The sequence below is a fragment of the Nocardia vinacea genome (genome assembly GCF_035920345.1).
Lineage (GTDB): Bacteria > Actinomycetota > Actinomycetes > Mycobacteriales > Mycobacteriaceae > Nocardia > Nocardia vinacea_A.
Map to the genome: position 1 here is coordinate 1001818 of NZ_CP109149.1, position 17071 is coordinate 1018888.

At 64.4% G+C, this 17071-nt stretch carries 15 protein-coding genes; 7 read left to right on the top strand and 8 right to left on the bottom strand.

The annotated features are described in order from the left end of the window. The 7 genes from OIE68_RS04785 (at position 1) to OIE68_RS04815 (ending at position 6976) form a co-directional block, all read left to right on the top strand. The gene (locus OIE68_RS04785; protein WP_327098174.1) at positions 1-1224 is read left to right on the top strand and encodes an FAD/NAD(P)-binding oxidoreductase; all 1224 of its coding nucleotides are present in this window, start codon (positions 1-3) and stop codon (positions 1222-1224) included. A 61-nt stretch (positions 1225-1285) separates the two neighbouring features. Beyond that, a complete protein-coding gene (locus OIE68_RS04790; RefSeq protein WP_327098175.1) occupies positions 1286-2491 on the top strand; it encodes an FAD-dependent monooxygenase in 1206 nt (401 codons plus the stop codon). A 35-nt stretch (positions 2492-2526) separates the two neighbouring features. Further along, complete coding sequence (locus OIE68_RS04795; RefSeq protein ID WP_327098176.1) at positions 2527-3690, top strand: CaiB/BaiF CoA-transferase family protein; 1164 nt, start codon at positions 2527-2529, stop codon at positions 3688-3690. A gap of 32 nt (positions 3691-3722) precedes the next feature. Beyond that, positions 3723-4532 carry a CoA ester lyase gene (locus tag OIE68_RS04800; RefSeq protein ID WP_327098177.1) on the top strand — a complete coding sequence of 270 codons (810 nt, stop codon included), beginning with the start codon at positions 3723-3725 and terminating at the stop codon, positions 4530-4532. A gap of 27 nt (positions 4533-4559) precedes the next feature. Further along, positions 4560-5426, top strand: coding sequence for a dioxygenase (locus tag OIE68_RS04805; protein ID WP_327098178.1), 867 nt, complete (start codon positions 4560-4562; stop codon positions 5424-5426). Further along, positions 5423-6478, top strand: coding sequence for a maleylacetate reductase (locus OIE68_RS04810; protein ID WP_327098179.1), 1056 nt, complete (start codon positions 5423-5425; stop codon positions 6476-6478). The genes OIE68_RS04805 and OIE68_RS04810 overlap by 4 nt, the downstream gene beginning before the upstream one ends. 30 nt (positions 6479-6508) lie before the next feature. Beyond that, positions 6509-6976, top strand: coding sequence for an AraC family transcriptional regulator ligand-binding domain-containing protein (locus OIE68_RS04815; RefSeq protein ID WP_327101574.1), 468 nt, complete (start codon positions 6509-6511; stop codon positions 6974-6976). Positions 6977-7086: 110 nt separating this feature from the next. Here the strand turns inward: OIE68_RS04815 and OIE68_RS04820 are convergent, their stop codons facing one another. From OIE68_RS04820 to OIE68_RS04855, 8 genes are all read right to left on the bottom strand, one after another. Beyond that, complete coding sequence (locus OIE68_RS04820; protein WP_327098180.1) at positions 7087-7995, bottom strand: PDR/VanB family oxidoreductase; 909 nt, start codon at positions 7993-7995, stop codon at positions 7087-7089. 74 nt (positions 7996-8069) lie between these two features. Further along, a complete protein-coding gene (locus OIE68_RS04825) occupies positions 8070-9290 on the bottom strand; it encodes a cytochrome P450 (RefSeq protein WP_327098181.1) in 1221 nt (406 codons plus the stop codon). 155 nt (positions 9291-9445) lie between these two features. Beyond that, positions 9446-10411 (bottom strand): LysR family transcriptional regulator, encoded by a 966-nt coding sequence (locus OIE68_RS04830; RefSeq protein ID WP_327098182.1) that lies wholly within the window; start codon positions 10409-10411, stop codon positions 9446-9448. Between the two features lie 230 nt (positions 10412-10641). Then, positions 10642-12960 carry an ATP-binding protein gene (locus OIE68_RS04835; protein ID WP_327098183.1) on the bottom strand — a complete coding sequence of 773 codons (2319 nt, stop codon included), beginning with the start codon at positions 12958-12960 and terminating at the stop codon, positions 10642-10644. Between the two features lie 75 nt (positions 12961-13035). After that, positions 13036-14238, bottom strand: coding sequence for a cytochrome P450 (locus tag OIE68_RS04840; RefSeq protein ID WP_327098184.1), 1203 nt, complete (start codon positions 14236-14238; stop codon positions 13036-13038). Then, positions 14235-15533 (bottom strand): NAD(P)/FAD-dependent oxidoreductase, encoded by a 1299-nt coding sequence (locus OIE68_RS04845; protein ID WP_327098185.1) that lies wholly within the window; start codon positions 15531-15533, stop codon positions 14235-14237. The genes OIE68_RS04840 and OIE68_RS04845 overlap by 4 nt, the downstream gene beginning before the upstream one ends. Continuing rightward, positions 15511-15837 carry a 2Fe-2S iron-sulfur cluster-binding protein gene (locus OIE68_RS04850; RefSeq protein ID WP_327098186.1) on the bottom strand — a complete coding sequence of 109 codons (327 nt, stop codon included), beginning with the start codon at positions 15835-15837 and terminating at the stop codon, positions 15511-15513. The genes OIE68_RS04845 and OIE68_RS04850 overlap by 23 nt, the downstream gene beginning before the upstream one ends. Before the next feature lie 54 nt (positions 15838-15891). Further along, on the bottom strand, positions 15892-16833 hold the full coding sequence (locus tag OIE68_RS04855) for an NAD(P)H-binding protein (protein ID WP_327098187.1): 942 nt from the start codon (positions 16831-16833) through the stop codon (positions 15892-15894). Positions 16834-17071: the final 238 nt, after the last annotated feature.

The following is a 17071-nucleotide window of genomic DNA, read 5'->3' on the forward strand; positions in this document are numbered from 1 at the left end:
ATGACAGCGGAAGCCGATGTAGTCATCGTAGGTGGTTCCATCGCCGGGTTGCGGGCGGCGGAAACCGTCGTCCGGCTTGCTCCCGAGCTGAGCGTGACGGTCCTGAGCGATGAGGCTCATCTGCCGTACGAACGCCCGCCCCTGTCCAAGGTGGCATTGCGGGATCCGCTCGAACTGGACGATCTCATCTACGGGTCGGTCCGCGAACTAGATCTACACGGAGTCGACTTCAGGCTCGAAACGCCTGCCCTGGGCGTCGATCTCGCCGCCCGACAGGTCCGCCTTCCCACGGCGGAATTGAGGTATCGAGCACTCGTCATCGCGACCGGATGCGGGCCGGTGATACCGCCCGTATTCGCCGCGTTGCCGGAGGTCTATCCGCTGCGTAGTTTCGCCGATGCCCGCGCCTTGCGCGCGGCGGTTGCCGATACCTCGAAGTCGGTGGCGATCGTGGGTGCTGGATTCATCGGTGGCGAATTCGCGTCGACGCTGGTGAAGGAAGGCCGTGCGGTCTCTCTCGTCGATATGGCCCCGAAGCCCCTCGGCAGGTTCGGAGCTCCGGTAGCCGACACCTACGCGGCGTTGCATCGAGACGCCGGTGTCGAGCTGTTCCTCGGCAGGGCGGTTACCGATGTAGCCCACATCGCGGAGGGCCGGGAATTGGTTCTCGACGACGGCACCCGGGTTCGCGCGGATGTCATTCTCGTCGGGACCGGGGTCCGTCCCGCCACACGGTGGCTGGAGGATTCGGGGCTGACGCTCGACAACGGAATTCTGTGCGATAGCCAGTTGCGGGCAGCAGACGGCATTTTCGCTGCCGGTGATGCTGTCCGGTGGCCGAATCCACGGTTCGACGTGGTCATGCGGGTCGAACACTGGACCAATGCGGCGGAGCAAGGGCGTATCGCCGCGATGAACGCGGTGAACCATATCAGAGGACTCGAGGGCACGGTCTGTGCGAACGTGCCGTACTTCTGGTCCGACCAGCACGGGATTCGCATTCAATTCGCTGGATATCTGACGGGAAGCGAAGAGCTACTGGAGGACCGCGACTCCGATGGCTCGCTCTTCCTGTACCGGAACGGCGATGTCGTGACCGGTGTCCTGGCCTTCGAGCGGCGATCCGAGTTCGTCAAAATTCGCGCGGCAATGCGGCGAGGCAATCCCGCACTGCGTCAAATCGTTCCCGATGTGCCGGATCACGACGTAGCGCGCATCGGCTGAATTCTCCTGGCGCTCCGACTCGTAACGGTCGGGCACTCGGGATCTTCACAGTGGAGGACAGATGCGAGAAGAACAGCAAGTGATAGTCGTGGGCGCGGGTCCCGTTGGGCTCTTGAACGCGCTGGGGTTGGCACAGCAGGGTGTTGTCGTCACGGTGCTCGAGCGAGCGTCGTCGCTCTCGGACGCGCCGCGCGCCATCGTCTATCACTGGGCAGCGCTGGATGGCCTGGCCCGCTTGGACCTCCTCGACGACGCCGTGGGGGCAGGATTCCTGAAGCAGGACTACGCCTATCGGGTGCACAAGACCGGCGAGGTGATCGAGTACGGATTGCAGGCACTCGAGGGAAAGGTGGAACGCCCCTACAACCTGCACTTGGGGCAGGGCGCCCTGGCACACCTGATTCTGCGCCGCCTGGAAACCTACGACAACGCGCGGGTGCTCTGGAACCACGAGGTCACCGCGATCAGCCAGGACGACAACGGAGTCCGCGTCGCCGTCCGATCAGGGACCAGCGAACAGGAACTCCGTGCGTCCTGGCTCATCGGCGCGGACGGTGCGGGCTCCAGGATCCGGAGCGAGCTGGATCTCGGCTTCGAGGGGATGACCTGGCCGGAGCGGTTCGTCGCCACGAATGTGCGCTTCGCCGAAGAGCTTTCGGGCTGGGCGCAGTCGACATTCTATGTCGACGACGTCTTCGGCGCGATTATCGCCAAGATCGACGATTCCGGTACGCACGGCATGTGGCGGTACACGTATATGGAAGACGACGCCCTGCCCGCCGAATCGGCGGCCGAGCGCCTGCCCGGGTTCCTCGCCACCGTGTTCGGTGAAAAAACCGCCGCGGCAGCCGAACTCGAGGCAATCTCGCCATACCGGATGCATCAGCGCAGCGCGGCGGCTTACCGGTCGGGCAGGGTGCTGCTCGCCGGTGACGCGGCGCACGCGACAAATCCCACCGGCGGGCTCGGGCTGACCATGGGCCTGTTCGACGCGTACCTGTTGAACGAAGCCCTGGGCGCGGTCGTCTCCGGCCGCGCCGGCGACGGCATCCTCGATGTCTATTCCGACGAACGCCGTCACGCGTTCGTCGATGTCGCCAGTCCACGTGCCAGTGCCAATAAGTTGCTGCTGTTCCATTCCGCCGATCCGGTCCAACTCGATCGTGACCTGGACGTATTCCGGAAGATGTCCCGCGACCGAGAGTTCGCCGCGGAACGCCTCTACTTCACCAAAACCCTGGAAACACCCTCCCTGATCGCGCATTGAGTGTGGCCGCTGTCGTATCGAACGAAGGAATCCCTATGAACCCCCTCGACGGACTCACCGTCGTATCGCTCGAGCAGGCCGTGGCCGCCCCGTTCGCCACCCGCCAGCTGGCGGATCTCGGCGCGCGGGTGATCAAGGTCGAGCGTCCCGACGTCGGCGACTTCGCCCGCGGATACGACGAGACGGTGCGCGGAATGGCCAGCCATTTCGTCTGGCTCAACCGCTCGAAGGAATCGGTCTGCCTCGATCTGAAGTCCGAGCACGGCAGGGACAGCATCCAATCCCTGGTCCGCAACGCGGACGTCTTCGTCCAGAACCTCGCGCCCGGCGCGGCGGAACGGCTCGGGCTGGGCAGCGACGAATTGCGAAGGGTCAAGCCGGAACTCATTCATGTCTCGATCTCCGGCTATGGTCCCGGCGGACCGTATTCGGCGAAGAAGGCCTACGACCTGCTCGTGCAGTGCGAGGCGGGCCTGGTTTCCATTACCGGTACCGCGGACGAGCCGTCGAAGGTGGGGATATCCATCGCCGACATCGCTTCCGGAATGTTCGCGTACTCCGGCATTCTCACCGCCCTGATCCAGCGTGACCGCACAGGTGAGGGCGCCACCATCGAGATCTCGATGCTCGAGGCGCTATCGGAGTGGATGGGCTATCCGCTGAATTACGCCATGTACGGCGGTACGGCACCGCGACGGACAGGTGCGCGGCACGCGTCCATCGCGCCGTATGGGCCGTTCCGGTGCGGAGACGGAAATCAGGTGTTCCTCGGACTTCAGAACGAGCGGGAATGGGCGACGTTCTGCGCGGAGATCCTGGACGCCCCCGCCGTGGCGGAGGACCCACGGTTCGTTCGAAACTCGTTGCGGGTGAGCCACAGTCGCGAGTTGCAAGAGGAGATCGAGCGCGCCTTCTCGGCATGGAGCGCCGAAACGGTCGCGAAGCGGCTCGAGGCCGCGGGCATCGCAAACGCGCTCCTGCGGGATATGCACGACCTGGCGGAGCACCCGCAACTCGAGGCGCGCGGGCGGTGGTTCGACTACGAGTCCCCTGTGGGTTCGCTGCGGGCGCTCGTTCCGCCGGCCACATTCGTCGGAGCCAAGCCGGTGATGGGCCCCGTGCCCGGGATCGGCGAGCACACCGAAGCGGTACTCGCCGAATTCGGAATCACCTCAGTGGCAGATGAATTGGCGAACTGAGCACCAACATTGAATCGAAGGGCGGAATAGCAATGAATCGGGAGGAGGACGTACGGGGCGCCAGATCGTTTCTCTTCGTACCCGGCGATCGTCCGGAGCGTTTCGACAAGGCGATCCGGTCCGGGACCGACATTGTCGTGCTCGATCTGGAGGACGCTGTCGCGGACGAGCACAAGGACAGCGCCCGAGAGGCGGTAGTCGACTGGCTGTCCTCTGGTGGCCCGGCCTGTGTGCGGGTCGATTCCACGGCGGGGCAACGCTTTTGGGCGGACTTAGATGCGCTGATGGGCCTGCCTGGATTAGCCGCCGTAATGGTCCCCAAGGCCGAAAATCCCGACGGCCTGACGGCCGTTGCCGAGCGCGTCGGGGTACCCGTGATCGCGCTGGTCGAGTCGGCGCGGGGGATAGTCCATGCAACGGCTCTCGCCGCTGCCCCCGGCGTTACGCGAATTGCGTTCGGGCACTTGGATTATGCGCTCGACCTGGGATGCGACACCGGCCGAACGGCCATGCTGCACGCCCGGTCCGCACTGGTGCTCGCCTCGCGGGCCGCACGGCTTCCTGGACCGATCGACGGCGTGACCACCGCCCTGGACGACGCCGCGGCCCTGGACGAGGACCTGAGGTGCGCGAAGGAGCTCGGCATGACCGGAAAGCTGCTGGTGCATCCACGTCAGGTGGCGGGCACCCATGCGGCGTTTCGACCCGATGCGGCGACCATTCGCTGGGCTCGGCGGGTGGTCGAGTCCGAGGGTGGGGACAAGGCGGTTCGAATCGATGGCCAGATGGTCGACGCGCCGGTGGTGGCCCGGGCGTGGGCGATCTTGCGAGATGTGCGTTGAGGATGCGACCGCGAAAGGAAAACCGCAGTGGATTTCAATGAGACGACCGCGTTGGGTGCCGTCGTCGCGAGCTTCGAGAGTACGCCCGACCCGAGAGTCAAAGAGATATTGCAGGTGACTACACGTCACTTGCACGCCCTTGTCCGTGAGTTGCGGCCGACCCGGACCGAGTGGCAACAGGCCATCGACTTTCTCACCGACGTCGGTCACACCTGCGATGACACCAGGCAGGAATTCGTTCTCCTGTCCGATGTATTCGGCGTATCGATGTTGGTCGAGTCGATCAACGGTGATGAGCACGGCACCGAGGGCACTGTTCTCGGTCCCTTCCATATGACCGAGTCTCCCCGGCGTGAGCTCGGCGACTCGATCGACCTGGTCGGCGGTTCGACGCCCTGCCTGGTGACCGGTGAGGTTGTGGACGACGCCGGCAAGCCGCTGTCGGGTGTCACGGTCGACATCTGGCAATGCACGGAGGATGGCTTCTACGACGTGCAACAGCCCGACAAGCAGCCGCCGGGCAATGGGCGTGGTCTGTTCATGACAGATGAGCACGGGCGCTTCTGGTTCCGAACGGTTGTACCCAGCCACTACCCGATTCCCACGGATGGTCCGGTGGGGGATCTACTCGGCGCGTCCAGTCGTCATCCGTTCCGTCCCGCGCACATTCATGTGATCGCCGAAGCGGTGGGCTACCGGCCGGTGACGACGCACCTGTTCGTCGCGGATAGTGCGTATATCGACAGCGACGCGGTGTTCGCGGTGAAGAAGAGCCTCATCGTCGATTTCACCGCGATAGACGATCCCGCAGGGTTCGAGCACTACGGCATGACCGGACCTTTCCGCCATGCGCACTTCGATATTCGACTCGGTCGAAATGGGGAACCGAAATGACAGGCACCTTCACCTATGACGCGCTGCCCATGCGGGTGGTATTCGGGTCCGGAAGCATCGAGCAGCTGGCGGCTGAAACGGACCGATTGGGATTGCGCCGCGTACTTGTCCTCTCGACCCCGGAACAGCGTGCCCTCGCGGACAGAGCCGCGGGGTTGCTCGGGAAAGCCGCTGTCGGAGTATTCGATTCGGCCCGCATGCACGTCCCGGTCGAGACGGTTCAGGCAGCGGAGTCGATGGCGTCGGAACTCCAGGTCGATGGCTGCGTCGCGGTCGGCGGCGGATCCACGATCGGTCTGGCCAAGGCGCTCGCGCTCGGCAGCGATCTTGCCATCGTGACGGTGCCGACCACCTACGCGGGCTCGGAGATGACCCCCATCTGGGGAATCACCAAGGGCGAGAAGAAGACAACTGGTCGCGACCGCAAGGTTCTGCCGAACAGCGTCATCTACGACCCCGATCTGACGATGACACTGCCCGTTCCGGTGTCCGGTACAAGCGGGATCAACGCGATTGCCCACGCGATCGAGGCGCTCTACGCCCCCGACGGCTCGCCGGTAATCGCCGCCATGGCCGAACAGGGCATCCGCGACCTCGCCGACGCGCTACCGGCGATATCGGCTGCCTCGAACGACCCGCGGGCACGGGCGCTGGCATTACAGGGCGCGTGGCTGTGCGGAGCCTGCCTCGGAGCGACGACGATGGGCCTGCACCACAAGCTCTGTCATGTCCTCGGCGGATCGCTGGATCTTCCACACGCCGAAACCCATGCGGTAATGCTCCCGTACGTCACGGCATTCAACCTCCCATCGGCGCCCGCTTCCGCCGATGCCCTCGCCCGCGCCCTACGCACCGACGACGCTATTACCGCTCTCCGGGCATTGACCGTCGACCTCGGAGCGCCACAAACTCTCCTGGATCTCGGTGTCGGCGAGAACGACCTCGTCCGTATCGCCGATGAGGTCGTGAGCAATCCGTACTCGAATCCACGGACCTTCACCCGCGAGGAGTTGCTCGAACTCCTCCACAATGCCTGGAAGGGACGCCGCTGAGCGGGACTGGCAGACCACCGATTCGATTTCATCGAAACCGACAGTGGCCCAACGCTGCGGCTCGATATGGTGGACGGTGGGGACTGGGCCCGCGATCACACACTCATCGATGGGGGGTTGGCCGTAGTGCTGACTCGGGCCCGTCATGTCGTCGACGCGCCGTTGAACCCGATTCGGGTCTCGATGCGCCAGGGGGCTCCACGCCGGCTGGATGCCTACCGTGAGGCGTTCGGTGACGCCGTGATCGACTTCGGCATGGACGCGGATGCGACGACATTCCGTCCCGCCGATATGAACCTGCCGCCCACCACCGCCGATGCGGACCTGGCCGACGTACTGCGACCACTGGCCGAGGCGCTGCCACCGCCCCCGCTGTTGTCGACCGCGTGGCCGGAGCGCGTCGCCGTACCCTTCTTCTCCAGGGCCGTGATCACAGAGGCGATAGCGCTCTCGCGGGAATGGCGCACTGCATCTCCAATCAAGTGTTCGCTGACCTGACAACCTGCCGCTTTCATCCCGAGCGGTGCGGCAGCGTGAAAACCCCGAAGCGCGTGGAGATCTGGCTAGATCTCCACGCGCCGCCCCGGTGAAGCAGCGTGAATTGGCTTCTATAGGTCGAGCACGAGACGTTCGGTGCGGGCGCGCGAAACGCAGATCATCATGCAGTCCCCGACGGCCTGCTCCTCAGGGGACAGCACGGAGTCGCGATGTTCCGGTTCGCCGGTCAGGACCGGTGTTTCGCAGGTGCCACAGGTTCCGTTCTTGCAGGAGGATGGAACCGGGATACCCGCGTGCTCGATGACGTCGAGCAGGCTTTCCTCCGCTGGTACGTGCAGTTCCATGCCTGATCGCTGTAGCAGCACGTCGAATTCGCGGGCGGGCTCGTCCACGATTCGGGCCTTGAACCGCTCTGTATGCAAGGCACCGGGAGGCCAGTGTCGGCTGGCTTCTTCGATGGCGACGAGCAGCCCCTCCGGGCCACAGCTGTAGATAGCGGTGTCGGTGCGGGGCTCAGCGAGGAGATTGCCGAGGTCCAGCCGCGGGCCGCAGTCGTCCGCCATCACCGAGACTCGCGGATCGTCTGGAAGAGCGTCGATGTAGGCCATCGCCGACCGGGAGCGGCCACAGTAGACGAATTTCCAGTCGGCCCCTGACATGCGGACTCGATTCAGCATCGGAATCAGGGGAGTGATACCGATGCCACCGGCGATGAACAGGTATCGCTCGGCGTCGACCAGACGAAAATTATTGCGTGGGGCCGATATTTGAAAGATATCGCCGGGCTCGGCGGAATCGTGGATGTACCGTGAACCGCCCCGACTGTCCTGTTCGCGTAGTACGGCGATTCGGAGAAATTCCCGATCGTTCGGGTCGCCGCACAACGAATACTGCCGCACGAGGTCGTTCGGAAGGTGAACATCCACATGTGCGCCGGGTTCCCATTCCGGCGTACGCCCACTTTCGGGCTCGAAAACCAATTCGACGACTCGCTGTGCCAGCGTGCGTTTCTCGGCCAATCGAAATGGGGACGACTCCCCAGCTGGCGAGGGCGGTGCCATCATCCAGCTGGGCAATCCGATATTCATCGTAGTCAATTTCCCTCCACCACACCGGGCGCGAATCGGACGGGCAGCCGGGGGATATGTACGTAGTCACCGCCGCTGAATACGTACTCGGGGTCTGCGATGTCCACGGATAGGTCGGGCAGCCGCCGCATGAGTTCTTCCAACATGACGCGGAGTTCCATTCGCGCCAGCGATGCTCCAGGGCAAGTGTGCACACCGGAGCCGAAGGTCAAGTGCCGGTTGCGACCTCGGTCCAGGCGAAATTCACAGGGATCGGCGAATACCGCCGGATCCCGGTTGGCGGAGGCCCAGCCCAGATAGACGTCACTGCCCGCGCTGATATCGACGCCGCCGAGTTGAGTGTCCGCAGTCGCCCTGCGGAAGAAACCGAAGAACGGTGGCCGCAGTCTAAGCGACTCCTCGACCGCGATCGGAATCAATCGTTTCGGATCCGCCGCGATCTGGGTGCGAATATCGGTGTCGCTGAACACATCGACGATGAGACTGGTCATCGCCGACGTGGTGGTGTGGTGTCCGGCGCCGAGAAACCCGGTGAACAGCGCTACGTAGTCGTCGTCTTCGAGTGACCTGCCTTCTACCTCGATATTGGAGAGATACGTGAGGTAGTCGTCACGCGGTGTGGTCTTCCTATCGTGTACCTGGGCAAGGGTGATCTCGGCGAACTCGGCCTGGCGAAGGCGGAATTCGGCAGGGTCGCCCTGCGCGCCCAACATCGCCGCGGCTCGGTTTCGCACTTCCGGAACGAGCTCGTCCTCGATGCCGACGAGCCGGCAGATCGCGTCGGCGGGAATCGTCTCGGCCAACTCCGCGACCAGATCCGCCGTGCCGCGCTCGATGAAGCCATCGATGTGCTTGTTGATATCGGCCCTGACCGCGGGCTCCAGCACACCGACGATATGGGGTGTCACCGACTGGTCGTACAGCGCGCGCCACTCCGTGTGCTGCGGTTCATCCATTTCGAGTGCGGCAAACGAGCTACGTGGCAATATCGGCCGCAGCACCTGCGGTTCGGACGAGAAGAGTTTGTGATCGCTGGTACCGCGTTTGACAACATCGTATTCCAGCAGAATATGAAATCCGCCGTGCTCTTTGCTGTGGGCGACAGGACACCGGCTGCGAGCCGCATCGAAAAGTTCGAGTGTGCGCTTCGGGGTCGTGGTATGCGAACTCAGTCGGCCGATTTCCTCGTCGAGCTGGGTTTCCGGAATATCTTGCGAATCAATCATTGATTCCTCCATAACGCGTGAATCGAGTCACAGGTCGGCCGTTCAAACAAGAATGCGAGGCATCCGCTGTTCTGTAAAGGACAGGAATTTCGGGGACGTGATGCGCGCCGTGCATCGGCGTGCGAGCCACCCGTGATCGACGGCGTCCGTCGGTCCTACGCCGACACTGGCCAGGTCGTAGGGGCTTTGGTTCGAAGTATGTGTGCCGGAGGGTTGTCGGACGGCGAGCGGTTGGGCCGTGCCGGAAACGCCGAGACACCGGCGACGAACTTCAGGAAGCGCCGCGCGGCCTGGCCGCTCGGGCCATGCTTGCGGACGACGGCTCCGTAACACCGGAAGGCGGTCGAGTCGCTGAGCGAGATGGTGTCGACCGCGGCAGCGGCTACCGAGTGAGTGGCAGGCACGACGGCGACGCCCATTCCGGCCGCGACCAGGGCGTGCAGGGTGGAGAGTTCGGTGACCTCGATTGCGATCCGGGGACTGAACCCGGCCTCCCGGCACAGCCGGTCGGTGACCTGCCGCAGGCCGTACCCGGCCTTCAATGCGATCATCGGCTCGTCCGCCACGTCGGCCATTGCGACGTGATCGCGGCCTTCGAACACATGGCCCGCGGGAACCCCCAGACACAGCGCCTCACGTCCGAGCGGTATCCACTCGAGGTCGTCCGCGGCCGGCTCGGGCGCAACGAAGCCGATGTCGATTCGCCCTTGCCGCACGCTGTCGACCACGGAATCACAAGCGCCGCCATGCAATTCGAAGGACGTACTGGACGCGACCGCACGATACCGATTGAGCAGGTCCGGGATCAGCCAGCCACCGAAGGAATGCGCGAATCCGAGCGATACCGAGCCTCGATCCGGATCGACCAGTGCAGCGATCCGCTGTTCTCCGCGGTCGATCTCATTGAGCGCTCGCAACGCGTGGGCCTGGAAGAGTTCGCCGTATTTGTTGAGCCGAAGCCGGTTCTGGTTGCGATCGAAGAGCTGCACTCCGAGCTTGCGTTCGATTCGGGCCAACGCCCGTGACAGGGTCGGCTGGCTGATGTTCAGCCGAATCGACGCCTCGGTGATGTGCTCGGTCTCGGCCAGCGTTGTGAACCATTGGAGCTCGCGCAATTGCATGGTCAACCTAACCCTCGGGAAGGGGCGCCGACACTGGCGCACACCTCCCCGGTTGTCCAGCGCTGGAGTCCCAGTCGATCATTGGGAACATCCCCCGTACCTCGGTTCGCGGGATGGGAACTCCACCATCCCCTCCGAGTGCGCTCCGTCACATGCGGAGGAACACCTAACCGCTACGTATTCGCGCGCCTACGTATCCTGTGACGTGGAACACCGGCGGTAGTTGCGCGTCAGAGCTTTCTACCGAGGGCGTTGGCCGCCCACAGACCGGCTTCGGTGCGTGAGTTGACGCTGAGCTTGGCCAGAATGTGCTCTACGTGTGCCTCTACCGTGCGCGGGGACAGTACCAACTTGCCCGCAATGGCGCGGTTGCTGAGTCCATCTGCCAGTAATGTCGCCACCTCTTTTTCCCGCGGCGTCAGCAAGCTGGCAAAGGCCACCGCGTCCGCCTGATCCGAGGGGACGGTGGCAGCCGGCCCGAGCGCCAGGCGCATTCGCTGGCCCCGGTCCAGTCGCCGCCCGATCTCGTGCTGGCGGGCGAACAGGTCCTCCCCGAGCCGATCCCGAGTGGCGGCTTTGATCTCCTGATAGCGCGAGCCCAGCATGCCCGGCACTTCGGTATCGATAATGGCCAGCAGTTCCGCGACGACGCCCAACAACTTGGCCGCCTTCTTGGGGTCGCCGTTGTCCAGCGCGATTCCGGCCAGCAGATACAGGACGACCGCACTGCCGAAGTCGTCGTGGTAGTCCCAGCGGAGGGTGAGGCTTTGTTTGGCGTACTCCTCGGCGACATCGAGATTCTGGCACGTCCACGCGTCGAATCCCAGCATCCATTGCGAATAGGAGCGCCCCCACGTATCGCCGACCCGCTCGCTTCGCTCGAGGGCTTCCCGGCCGGCGGCTGTCGCTCCCGCATGATCTCCGGACATGCTCTTGACCAATCCGAGCAAGAACAAGGTCATCAGCAGGCCCTCGGCATCCGCGTGCTCCCGGTGCTCGGTATAGGCCGCTTCGAGAGCTGAGCGGCAGGCCTCGAAATCCCCGGCGATCATGGTGGTGAAGCCGGTCCAGGTGGCGGCGCGCGCGGCCATGCGTGGATCGCTGATCTCCCGGGCGATCGCGACGGCCTCGTCGAGAAATCCCAGGGCAGTACGCGTTTCGCCGTGCAGTGCCTCGAACCAGCCCGCTGCCCATAGTGCGTTGCCACGCTCGGCGCAGGCGGTCGCGTCGCTGGCGAGGGCTCTCTCCAGCCAGCGTCGACCTTCGCGGAGATGGCCACTCATCCACGAGAAGCGAAGGTTGGCGGCCAGCTCCAGGGCGCCATGGGAGCCTGGGGCTGCCCGGAGGAGATCATCGAAGGCCAGCTCGAGGTTCGTGAAATCGGACTCCCAGCGCTGGACGATATCGGGTTGGTCCGGGCCGAAGAAGTTCTCCGCGGCTCGGGTTGCCCAGGTTCGGTAGTACTCCGTGTGGGCACGGCGAGCGCGTCCGTAGTCGTCGCTGTCGCGCGCGTGTTCGCGAGCGAATTCGCGCAGCGTTTCCAGGAACCGGTAGCGCATGCCATCCTGAGCCGTCTCGGTGAGGACGATCGATTTGGATACCAAGCCGTCGAGCGCGTCGAGCAGTTTGGTTCCCTCCAGTGGAGGGAGTCCGCAGACCGCCTCGATCGCGGGGAGATCGGCACTGCCGCTGAACACGGCCATCCTCTCCCAGAGCAACTGCTCGGTTGGGGAGCAGAGGTCATAGCTCCAACGCACAAGCGCGTCGAGCGACTGGTGGTGCGCCGCGGTAGTGGGATCGCCGGAGGTCAACAACGCGAATCGGTCGTCGATGTGGGCCAGCAGCTCCTGTACTGACAGCGAACGCAGGCGCACAGCTGCGAGTTCGATGGCCAGCGGCATTCCATCGAGCTTGGCGCAGAGTCTGGAGACCGCCGCGGTGGTGCGCTCGGTGATCTCGAATTGATCGTTGACGGACTTGGCTCGGGCTTCCAACATGGCGACGGCCGGATATTGGCGTAGTTCGTCCACAGTGACGTCGTGCTGGCTCGGCGGGGTCGCCAGCGGGCGAACGACAACCACACGTTCGCCACGGATTCCCAATGGCTCTCTACTCGTTGTCAATACTCGCAGCTCGGTGGAAGCGGCGAGGAGCGCGGACACCAATCGCCGGCATCCGGGCAGCACATGCTCGCAATTGTCCAGTATCAACAGCATCGAGCGGTCGGCCACATGCCGGCGGAGCTGTTCTTCCGCGCCTACGGTGGCCAGCGCACCCAGGCCCAGTTGGGTCACCACGGCTTCGGCGACGGTATCCGAACTGCGTTGTGCGCCAAGCTCTACGAACCAGGTGCCGTCCCGGAACGCTCGGTCGAGAGTGGCGGACAACGCTGCGGACAATGTGGTCTTGCCGACGCCACCAGGACCGGTGAGGGTCACGAGGCGGGTAGCGGAAAACAATTCGCGCGCCGTTGCCAGCTCGCGCTGGCGCCCGAACAGTTCGTCCGGTGGTGGCGCCAGGGCTCGAGCCCGAGATACGTGCTTACTCATCCCGGTCATTGTGCTCCAGCGCCATACCGGTCGTCATGGATTTGCCGGTCGCGCAATTCCGCTGCGCGACCGGTATCAGCCCCAGGTAATCGGCAGTGTGGTGAGGCCGCGAAAAACCCATCCGTTCCAGGCCACTTCCCGGCGCGTATCGACACGCAGCCGAGGAAGTTCCGAGTACAGCAACGGAACCGCGATCTCCCCGATTCCGATGCGCGCGGCCCAGTTGCCGGCGCACATGTGCACGCCACCGCCGAACGCCAAATGCGGATGCCGCGGGCGGAAGATGTCGAACTCGTCGGCGCGCTCGAAGACGGTGGCGTCGCGGTTCGCTGCGGCGATCATGACGCCGACCATCGTACGGGCGGGCAGTGCGACATCCTGAAGGACGGTGTCACGCGTCGTCTCCCGCGGGTAGTAGCCGATCGGGGAAAGCCATCGGACCGTCTCATCGAATACGGTCGGCCACAAGGCCGGGTCAGCCAAGACGCGATCACGTTGGTCGCGATGGCCATCCAGCGCCCAGACCGAGCTCGTGATCGCGTGCTGAGGCTCGTTCATGCCGCCCGAGATGGTGAGATTGACGTTTGCGGCGATCTGCGTCATCGTCATTCCCGCGTTGGCGAACGCGGAGATCATGCTTTCGTTCGGATGCGCCCGGTAGTGCGGGACGAGCTCGCCGAGACGAGCGTCGACCTCCGCGCGGACGTCGTCGCACCGCTGCCAGAGTTCCGGATCGTCGAAGATATTGCCGATTCCCTCGACGAACGTATTCGACCAGCGGCGCATCACTTCGACCTCGACGTCCTGGAAACCCAGCAGGTCGATCAGGTTCTGCGAGGCGACCGGAGCCGCGTAGTCCCGGTTGAGGTCGGCTCGGTCGGGTCCCTGCTCCCGCAGGTTCTCGAGATGGGTCCGGGCATTGCGTTCGAAGATCGGCGCCCAGTGGGCCCTCATACTCGACGGCCGCAGGGTCCGGTTGACGGGTTGCCGCTCGCTCGCATGGTCGGGATCGTCCTTGTTCACCATGGGTGGGGCACCCACGGCCCGGGCCATCTGGGCGGTGGCGCCGGTGGTGATGTCCGCGCTGAAGGTTTCCTGGTCGGCGTCGATGGCCCGGCAAGCTTGGTGGGAGGTCACCAGGTACTGGTTCAACGCGGGCACCCATGCCACCGGGGACTCGTCGAGCAGCCGTCGGTAGGTGGGGTAGGGATCGGTCACCATCGCGACGGGGTCGACCCAGTCAGCGGTGGGAATCGCGGAGGTCGAATGCGGTGTCATGAAAAACTCCTCGAGGTGAGGGCGGATGCTCGGTGGGGCGCCAAGCTGTCCTGAGCGAACGACTTGAGGCTGAATGCGGGATCGTGCAGTTGGTCGATGTCGGGTGAGCGACCGGCCGTCAGGACGCGCCGGGCCGCCACGTGATCGGCGGGGCGATTGAGTGATTCGACCGCGGCGAGGCGGCCTTGGCGGTAGCAGCAGACCGAGAACCGACCGGTGTTCGGATCCCCCAGGACGACCTCGATGTCGTCGGCGCGGCGCACTCCCGCGATCTGCAGTTTCAGTTCACCCTGGTGGCTCCAGAACCAAGGCAGCTCGGCATAGGATTCGGCGTCGCCGAGGATCGCCGCCGCGACGTGCCGGGCCTGGTCGGTGGCGTTCTGGACCGATTCCACCCGCATGCGGACGCCGGCATGGACATTCGGGTGGTTGGCGCAGTCTCCGATGGCGTAGATCGCGGGATCAGCGGTCCGCAGGTGCTCGTCGACGACAATCCCGTCTGCGACGAGAAGGCCTGCCTGGACGGCTAGTTCGTCCCGCGGCACTACACCGATTCCGACGAGGACGACATCGGCCGGGTACCGCTCGCCGGTGGTGCTGATCGCACCCGTCACGTGATCGTCGACGCCGGTGAATCGAGCCACCGCCTCGCCGAGTCGGATATCGATGCCGACCTCGCGGTGCGCGGCAGTCAGGTGATTCGCCATCGCCGGGGACAACGCTCGCCGCATCGGGCGGTCCTCTGCTTCGAGGACGGTCACGGTGAGCCCGTGTTTCCGTGCCGCCGCCGCGACCTCCAGACCGATAAATCCGCCGCCGACGATCAGCATCGACTCACCTCGACGCAGCGATGACCGCAGTACCACGGCCTCGGCCTGGGTTCGCAGTGTGTGGATTCCCGCCAGATCGGTTCCGGAGACAGAGACCGTGCGATTTGCCGCGCCGGTGGCGAGAACGACTGTGTTGTAAGGTAATTCATTACCATCGGAAAGCTGCACGGATCGCGATCGGCGGTTCAGCGCGGTTGCGGTGACACCGCTGCGTACCTCGATCCCGCGGTCGGCGAAGTACTTCGGCGTCCGCAGCGGCAAGACCGCCGATTCTGTTGCGGGGGACAGGAATTCCTTCGACAGCGGTGGGCGTTGGTAGGGCGGCACGGGCTCGTCGCCAATGATGGTCAGGGGGCCGACGTGGCCGCCGGTCCGCAACGCAGCGGCGACCTCTACTCCCGCGTGTCCAGCGCCGACGACCACCACCCGCTGGACGGCGGGGTCAGATCTGGGATTCTGGGACATCGACTTCCACCTCCTCGAGGTCGACGCCGACAGTCAGTTGGCACCCCAGGCGGCTGCGCTGGTCATCGCGCGGACTGGCGGTGCACTGCAGCATCTCGTCCTCGTCCTCGCCGATCGGCGGAAGCCCTTCCAGATACGGGTCGCGAACGAGAACGTGGCAGGTCGCGCACATCGCCTGACCGCCGCATTCCCCGATGACGCCGGCGATGCTGTTGCGGACGGCCGCGTGCATAACGCTGACTCCGGCCGCTGTCTCGACGATGTCGGTCTCGCCGCCGACGTGGTGGAAGATGATCTTGGGCATGAGAACTCTCTGTAGTCGGCGGATAGGTTCGGTCCGAGTGAACGCGCTTGATCGCTACGTGACCGCCGCGCTGATCTCGTCGTAGCGCCGGGTCTTCACCTGCTCCATCACGTTGCGCAGTGATTCGGGCTCACGGCCGGTGATCAGCTTGACGTGGTGCGACAGCAGGGCTTGGTATCCGCCGGCCACCGCGACTTCGGCGGATACCAGTTCATCGCTGGCCCACATATGCCCGTCAGGGCTCGGCGGCATGTTCGGGTCATAGGTGCGAGGAATGCCGACGGAGTCGAAGAACGCCAGCCGCTCGTCGGCTGTCACGCGCTCGTACTTGATCGGAACGCCGAAGACCTCCGAGCCGAGTCGTGCGATCTTCTCGAAATCGAACAGCTCCGGTCCGGTGATCTCATACACGGCTCCCGCATGTCGCTCGGGGTCCAGTAGGCATGCGGCAGCGCAGTTGGCCACATCGCCTTTCGCCACCGGCGCCAGCGATCCGTATCCGGTGGCCTGCGCCATCACCCCGGCTTGTGCGGCGGGCGCGACCAGTATTTGACTGACGATTTCGGAGTAGAGGGAACTGCGCAGAATCGTGTGTGCGATGCCGGAGTCGCGGAGGTCGATCTCGGTCTGCCAGTGGTCCTTCGCGGACAGCGCCGGATTGGTGGGGTGCACACCGCCCACCGAGGTGTACACAATGTGACGGATGTCCGCGCGCCGCGCCGCTTCGATGGCATTGAGGTGCTCGGGAACTCGGTGTCCGAGGTTGAGTCCACTGATCAAAAGCAGGACATCTCCGCCACGGTAGGCAGAGTCCAATGAATCAGGTTCCTGATAGTCGCCGCGTCGGACGCTGATCCCGTCGGTCTCACGCTGTGCGAGCTTGTCCGGGGTGCGGGTAACGAGCGTCAGTTCGTGGCGTGGATTCGTGTTCGAGAGCAGTGCGGTGACCCGCCGTCCCAGGTCGCCCGAGGCTCCGCTGATAACAATCCGACTCATTGGCTGTTCTCCTGTCGATTTCCACTTGGCCGACCACGACGGCGTGATCGGCGTCACGGAGTGGATGCAAGCCAGAATGCGATTCACTTCAACGGCTGTAAAGGTCAAGAAATTCAGGTGGACGATGCACCAATTGAATAAGAAAATCCTCGGGATCATGCGTATGGTGCATGGTCTGCCTCAAATTCCTGGCCTTTACGCGGCATCAGGGTGATAAGCATGCTTGCTGCAACGGAAT